Annotated in this window: 5 protein-coding genes; 4 read left to right on the top strand and 1 reads right to left on the bottom strand. The window is 31.2% G+C overall.

Annotated elements, in window-relative coordinates:
• The first annotated feature begins 110 nt into the window (after window positions 1-110).
• The 3 genes from ACFSQ0_RS05630 (at window position 111) to ACFSQ0_RS05620 (ending at window position 3,920) form a co-directional block, all read left to right on the top strand.
• The gene (locus tag ACFSQ0_RS05630; RefSeq protein WP_379045358.1) at window positions 111-821 is read left to right on the top strand and encodes a hypothetical protein; all 711 of its coding nucleotides are present in this window, start codon (window positions 111-113) and stop codon (window positions 819-821) included.
• A gap of 795 nt (window positions 822-1,616) precedes the next feature.
• Entirely contained in the window at window positions 1,617-2,246 is a 630-nt protein-coding gene (locus ACFSQ0_RS05625; RefSeq protein WP_379045355.1) for a hypothetical protein, read from the top strand.
• 1,050 nt (window positions 2,247-3,296) lie between these two features.
• The gene (locus ACFSQ0_RS05620) at window positions 3,297-3,920 is read left to right on the top strand and encodes a hypothetical protein (protein WP_379045352.1); all 624 of its coding nucleotides are present in this window, start codon (window positions 3,297-3,299) and stop codon (window positions 3,918-3,920) included.
• Window positions 3,921-4,397: 477 nt separating this feature from the next.
• Here the strand turns inward: ACFSQ0_RS05620 and ACFSQ0_RS05615 are convergent, their stop codons facing one another.
• Complete coding sequence (locus tag ACFSQ0_RS05615; RefSeq protein WP_379045349.1) at window positions 4,398-5,498, bottom strand: transporter substrate-binding domain-containing protein; 1,101 nt, start codon at window positions 5,496-5,498, stop codon at window positions 4,398-4,400.
• Between the two features lie 245 nt (window positions 5,499-5,743).
• Here ACFSQ0_RS05615 and ACFSQ0_RS05610 point away from each other — a divergent pair, with 245 nt between their 5' ends.
• Window positions 5,744-6,496, top strand: a complete 753-nt coding sequence (locus ACFSQ0_RS05610; RefSeq protein ID WP_379045346.1) for an NYN domain-containing protein — start codon at window positions 5,744-5,746, stop codon at window positions 6,494-6,496.
• Window positions 6,497-7,082: the final 586 nt, after the last annotated feature.

Below are 7,082 nucleotides of genomic sequence, written 5' to 3'. Positions count from 1 at the left end.
TCATTTTCAAAAAATATTGATTCATCGATAAATTTCATAAAAATCAGAAAAATAGAATTTTTAAGAGCATTAATTGGTAGTTTTGAGACAGACTGCCGTTGCCATCAATTATGAAAAAAATCCTGTTAATACTAATACTTCTTTACAGTAATTCAACAATTTGTCAAAATACAATTGAATTAATCGCATATAACTGCATTAAGGATAGAGAATCGGACAGAGATATTTCAGAAATTAAATTTGAAATACTGACTAATCACAAAGTTATTAGTCAGACTACAAAATCTAAATTTGATTTATTTAGGCTACAAACTTCTGCAAACGAAGTCAAAATTGAATATAATAATATTTATAATCAGAAAAAAGACACAACATTTTTGATTACCCCTAAAACTCGAAAACTATTTTTATGTGTCGAAAAAATGAAAGATTATGAAATTAAGACCTTTATTGAAAAAAGTCTTGAGGAAAATAAAAATTGGAAATTAAAATTGTCTGGAGGCAGCTGCTTTGTATATACAGATACAGAGATTAAAATTATTCCTAATAAAAATGATGCTATCCTAAAATATAAGTATACTGAAGAACGAAATGGAAAAAAAATCAAAGAAAAAAAAGTGATTAAACTTGATAAAAATGACCTTGATAATTTAATAATGTTCGAAAAGAAATTAAGATTACTAAATTCAGCAATGAGAAGATGTGCACCTGGAACTTACTACTATTTATCTCTAGGAAATGAAACAATTGAAATAAAAGATGAAACTTGTGTCGGAATTTTTGAAGGATATATATCCAAAATAATTGAAAGAAATAACTAATGGCAATAACTAAGCGTTCGTGTGGCCGGTACGGCCTAACATGAACGCCGTGTTGACTAACCCGGCTGTTTGTCGGTTGGTATTATGGGGATTAATCTATTGCTGTGCTGCTCTTTTAGAGATGATTAGCCACATGTCTTTTCTTAGCGGCAGACTTAGGATACCCATAAAGCTTATAAATTGAACCTCTTTGCGTATTGAATGGTTTATTGCTATCACTTTATGCGGTTTTTCTTGATTTTGAGGTGTTGTATTCTATTACGTCTTGAAGAATCGTTTTTTATTATCTTTTAATTTTGTTTTTTGAGTTGTTCAATCCAATATTCTGGTGGTTCACTATAGGCATTCCCTTTTTTGGGAAGCCTATATCCGGCTATGGCTATTAAAAATAGAAAATACTCCAATGAAAAATTGATTCACCACTCTAACAGAAGTTTTCAATACTGTAATCCCCAATACACCCAATTTGCTGAAAAAAAATATTATTATTATGAGTATGACAGAATAGTATCCTCCCTATAAAAACGGAGTTGCAGAGCGAATTAACAGAACCCTTAAATATAAATATGGACTAAAACAAACGATTAAAAACACTGAATTAGCGCAGAATATATTTACAATAACCTAAGAACACATTTTAGCCTGGATTTAAGAAAGCCAGCTGAAGGCCACAAAAATCCAACAATCAAATACAGATCCTATCGAAAAAATAATGTAAATTTACCTGAACTTACTATCTAAAAGTAGTAGTTAATCAACCAAAAAACGGTTAAAAAACTAAATTATTTCAGTAAAATGCCAAAAATTCTACTCCTTTTTCTTATTGGATTATTTTTTTATTCTTGTTCTTCCACCAAGAATAGAAAAGTTAAAACTAAATACTTTGACGAAAACTATACTGAAATTAGCAAGTCTGAATTTGAACGAATACGGAAAACCAATAGGTTATTAGATATTCCAGGTGATTCTGCTCATCATAAGAAACTAACTTTGAGAGAAAGGCATGGGAAAATAAACAATAGAGCATTGTTGGAATCAACACTTGAAAAAGCAATAAACAGAGAATTGGATTCCGAAAAACCATTGGTAATCATGTACTATCCCGGTAAAGATCCTTGCAATTCAAGTGGAAATAAATCAAAAAATGATAGCCGTATAAATTGGCGCAAAGTTTTTGAACATGCTATCTATGAAGTAGGACAAACTAAACCCATATATATTTATAAGGATCATAGTGGTTTACAAAAAGGTTATGATTCAATTTATCATAAAGATCCAAACGGTATTATTGAAAGGCTATTTTTTAAACATCATTATCCTTGCAGTAGCTTTGTGGTGATTTCAAAGGATGGCGATTTTATTAGTTATTTTGGCGAACATTCGAGTGGTTATGTAATTACGGCAACCAAGCTTATGAATAAATAGGTTTTACAACAAGTATTGTGGTAAAAAACAAGTAAAACTTATTAGTTTTAAGCTATATTACACTTGTAGGAATCTTCATATACTAGTTTTGATTTTACAATAGCAAAAACCTGTTTTAGGACCTATTGCTCACAGCAGTCTAAGCTGGTTTTTTACACTTCCCTTTTGCTAGTATACGTTTATAAATTTTTCGGTAAGCCTTATTATATTAATATGCATTATAATTGCCATAAATAGTAATTTACAGAGTTTTTGATTTCTTACATAGCTTAATTTACTAGGTTTATTTTAATTGCTTTCACTCTTACGAATCACATTAGTTAATCTTGCATAATTATACAATTCACTTCCGCTTGTAAATTGCTCAAACCCATACATTAGAAGTACTAAAATCAGGGCGATTTTCGATTTAATTCTTGGTGAGGTTTACCTAAGGGTCATCAATTCATGAGGTATTATTTAAATCAATATTAAAAGTTCATCTCTCAAGTCCTTTGTTTGTTTTATTCTACGTTTGGAAAACCTTACGACTGCTTTACTGAGACGGTCTAAAACAGCTTCATCCTGCATTTTAATTTTTCACTTTTTGAAGCCTGAAAAAGTGTTTTTAAACTAGTTGTATTTCCCATCTGATTTTGTAAGGTCAAAAACCAAATGACCGATGTCTACTCTAAAATATTTAATATTTTTATGCATAAGAAAAGGTTTTTTGACGGTACAATATACCCGAAGTTATGCGATTAAAAATAGAAGGCTAAAAGCCAAGTATAACTGTAATATGTCTGTGTAAAAAGGAGGAGGGGGTACCGAAGTTTCACGATTGTCTTTCACAAAATAAACTTTTTCTTCTATTTGTTTTAGCTTTTTATTTATCTTAATTTAATGATTTTATTAAAACCTTTACTTTAACGTGTGTATCTCCCTGACTGATAGAGTTTATTAACTTATCTTGAAACGTCTAAACTCGCGGATTTTCTATCTGGTATTTTTCTGCTAAATTAGGTGCTAAACACGCGAATATTCATAAGCAAAACCGATAAAAAAAGAACTATGAAATTGTATTACTTAATCATCATTTGCATTCTATCTAGCCTTAAGCTTTTATCACAGGAGAAGAAAGTTGTTTATCTTAATGAATTTAATCAAGAAATAAGTGAAAATGAGTTTAAAGAGGGGAGAACCGGTAAGGGGATTCTCGATTTATATTTTGAAAATGATTCCATAGTGAAAGGTTTATTAGTAAGAAAGAAATCAATAGGCAAACTGAACGAAAACAAATTTAATAAGCTAAAAATGTCTTTATCTATAGAGAATAAAATAAATGATGGGTTAATTGTAATAATATATTACCCTGGGAAAGACAGATGCAATGATGTCAAAAATTATTCTACTTGGAATATTTTTGATAAAGATTATTTAAAAAGACTCAAAAGAATTAGCAATGTTAGTCATCATTGGATTTACAAAAATGACGAAAATTTAAACTATTATTACCAAAACAAAATAGGCTGGAAAAAAGATAAAAATCAACTCATCGAAAAAATGTTTTTTAAATATCATTTTCCTTGTGCTAGTTGTGTGGTCTTAGATACTGAAGGAAATTTTATTACTTATTACAGCGAATTCGGAAAACAAACCGTTTGGAAAATGGCTAAGGAACTCAAAAGAATTTAATGAATTTCTCCCTTTAAGGATTAAGCGTTTGCGCAGGGGTGCTATACAACAGGAATATGATAATAGCTCATTCAATTTTATGCTTGTTTTTTCTATAATGGGTCTAAAATGTTGCTGGGGGAGAGGCTTTTTGAAATGATGAATTAACAGACAATTATAATTTTAGCGCAACAAAAATTACCAGAATTTTATTGGTTTAAATTAGGGGCATTGCACACTTTATGCAATTTATCAACAAGTATGACTTCTAAAGCCTTCTGTCAGTTACAATTGCTTAGCGTTTAAGGTAGTTTCTCACAATATAGCTTTGAATAAAATTAATAAGCATCTTTAAATTAATATCGATAATGTAAAAAGGACTATAAACGCTTATAATTGAGTCTGAAAAACACGTCGTTTTCCAATTATATGAATCTCTAAATTTTAAGTTGTTTTTTTTAATAATTGTTCAAAATCCTATTTAAAAAAGACCAAAACTTAGTCGTCCTTACCAAGGTATCGGTCAACTATCTCTTGTATTTCCTGTTCTTCAGCTAGCTCGAGTAGCTTCAAGTTTATAGTACTTAGTCTATTGGTATATTCTGGGAAAGCAAAACCATATCCTTGTTTATAATATTCGGCTTTAGCTACATAAATCTCTTCCTCGGGGTGGTTGACTTGATAATAAAGTAGCTGTGGGCGGTCGTAAACTACGGCATCTACTTTTTTGTCTTTGAGCAGTTGCATAGCTTCAGGTAAACTACTTACTTGTGTAACTTTAGCCTTGTGTTCTTTTATAAATGCTATTGCAGGTGAACCGGTAATTGTGGCCGTATTTTTTCCTGAAATTTCTTCAATTTTATCGATTGTAGAGGTACCTAATCCACTTAAAGTTAATGTGCTTGCGATACCCGCAATCATTGATCCAGCAAAAATTAATGTAATGACCATCCATATACCAGCAATGACTCTCCCTTTTAAAGTAATAGGCGCCATATCGCCATAACCGGTAGTACTCATAGTTACAATAGCAAGCCACATACCGTTTCCGATTCCTTTTACAGGATCCTTAGGAAATTGATCTGGTGATTCGTGACGCTCTGCTAACCATAGTAACGTACCTACTACCGCTAATATGAGTAAAAATCCGCTTACAGCTAAAAGAAGCTCTATGCTAAAAAAAGGCTTGATTCGCTGCCAAAGCCCGTTTTCGTCTTTTCGAGAAGCAATACCTAAACTAGATTGATAAAAAGGTTGTGTAAATTTGTAACCCTTTACTCGTTTTGAGGTAATACTTACAGGGCCGATAAGCATATCTATTTGGTTGCTATTTAACTGCTGGAGTCCTGTTTCTATAGACGAAAAACTCTTTAATTCGTAATCCCATTCTTGTTTGTTCGCAATTCGATCCCAAATTTCTAAAGCAATTCCATCTTGGTCTTCATTATTAAAAACAAAAGGCTGACTTCCTGCGATTCCTACCTTTAGTGAATTTGTTGTTAGGGTTGTATCTATTTCCTGTAGTTGAGCAGACACGCTAAGCGTTGATAGCAATAAAAATAAAATGCTCAAAAAGTAATTTTGTACTTGCTTTTTCATAACATAGCCTTAGAATTTACAAAGTTAAAAGAAATTAAGGATTTAAAGTTTAAATCTTAAGTTTCACTATTTTCAGGTTTTTCTAGAAATATAAAACACGAAAAATATTAATGTTGTACTCCTGATAGGTTATTAAATTGGTTTTAGCGCTAAAGTAAGTTTTGATTTGCTCTTAAAAACCACTAACTTTCAATCCTTAAAACCAGCTCTAAGGTTTTGTGCTTTATAAAATTAATTAATCGCTTATGAGTCAAAATATAAACTTAGCCGTATTAATAGATGGCGATAATATTCCTTCTTCTCCCGTAAAAGAAATGATGGAAGAAATTGCCAAATATGGGAATCCTACAATCAAACGGATTTATGGTGATTGGACCCGTCCAGGATTGAACCGATGGAAAAGTTTGTTGCTAGAAAATGCGATTACTCCCATACAACAATATGGGTATACTACGGGTAAAAATGCCACCGACTCGGCTATGATAATCGATGCGATGGATATTTTATATAGTGAAAAGGTGGATGGGTTTTGTTTGGTTTCTAGCGATAGCGATTTTACACGTTTGGCTACTCGTTTAAGGGAGGCAGGAATGCAAGTGATAGGAATAGGAGAAAAAAAGACGCCCAATCCGTTTATTGTGGCTTGTGATAAGTTCATTTATATCGAAATTCTTAAAAATCAAAGTCAAAATAAGTCGGCCGATAAGGGCGAATCGGAAGAAAATGTAGATAAAATAACCGAAAAGGAAATCAGTTTAATTAGATCTACTATAAACGATTTGTCTGACGATGATGGTTGGGCTTTTTTGGGTGACGTAGGCGGATTAATCCAGAAAAAAAGACCAAATTTTGATTCCCGAAATTATGGCTTTGAAAAACTGACTCCTTTAATAAAAGCCACTCAGCAATTTGAAATAGAACAACGTGAAACGTCAAAAAGCAGACACAAATTAATTTACGTTAAGAATAAAGTCCGAAAAGGGAAAAACAGGCGGTAAAACAATTATTTATAACAGATAATAGCGAGATTAAAGTGCAATAAGTTTTTAACTACTACCTTCTCTTAAATGTTAATCGCTTGAAAAACCAAATTTACTTTCTGTTTGACCTATTCTTCGAAGATTTTAGCTGAGGTTTTGATTCTCATCAAATCTAAAACCAGTTTTTCGACATAACAATTTTTGAAAATATCTAGACTTATCCAGAGTTTACCTTTTAAATTTGTGCAGCTTTAGTTAAAAGCACAAAAAGCGTGTTCAACACTTTCTAAATTGAAAGACATATTTGACCCATCGAATCTGCCCTGATGAGAATAAATGTATAAAATTTTATTGCTATCGAATGTTTGTAATGAGGTGTTCCAAATCCAATTTACCCTAAAGAGGTATTTCAATTCCTTTTAAGTTCATATTTTAAATTTCCATTTTTTCACTCATAAACAAGACAAACCTCTTAAAAAAAATAAGTTTCAGAATAAATTAAAAAACACAAGGTTATATTTTGGTTAGGCTAGTATTTATAAGGGTTTTCAGATGTTAATTAAACTTTTATTAACTTTTTAGTCCAATATTAAGTTCTATTTTC

The sequence above is a fragment of the Mesonia sediminis genome, assembly GCF_042684705.1.
In the GTDB taxonomy this organism is placed as follows: Bacteria; Bacteroidota; Bacteroidia; order Flavobacteriales; family Flavobacteriaceae; genus Mesonia; species Mesonia sediminis.
Note: the sequence above shows the minus strand (reverse complement) of the source record. Positions and strands in the feature narration are given on the sequence as shown.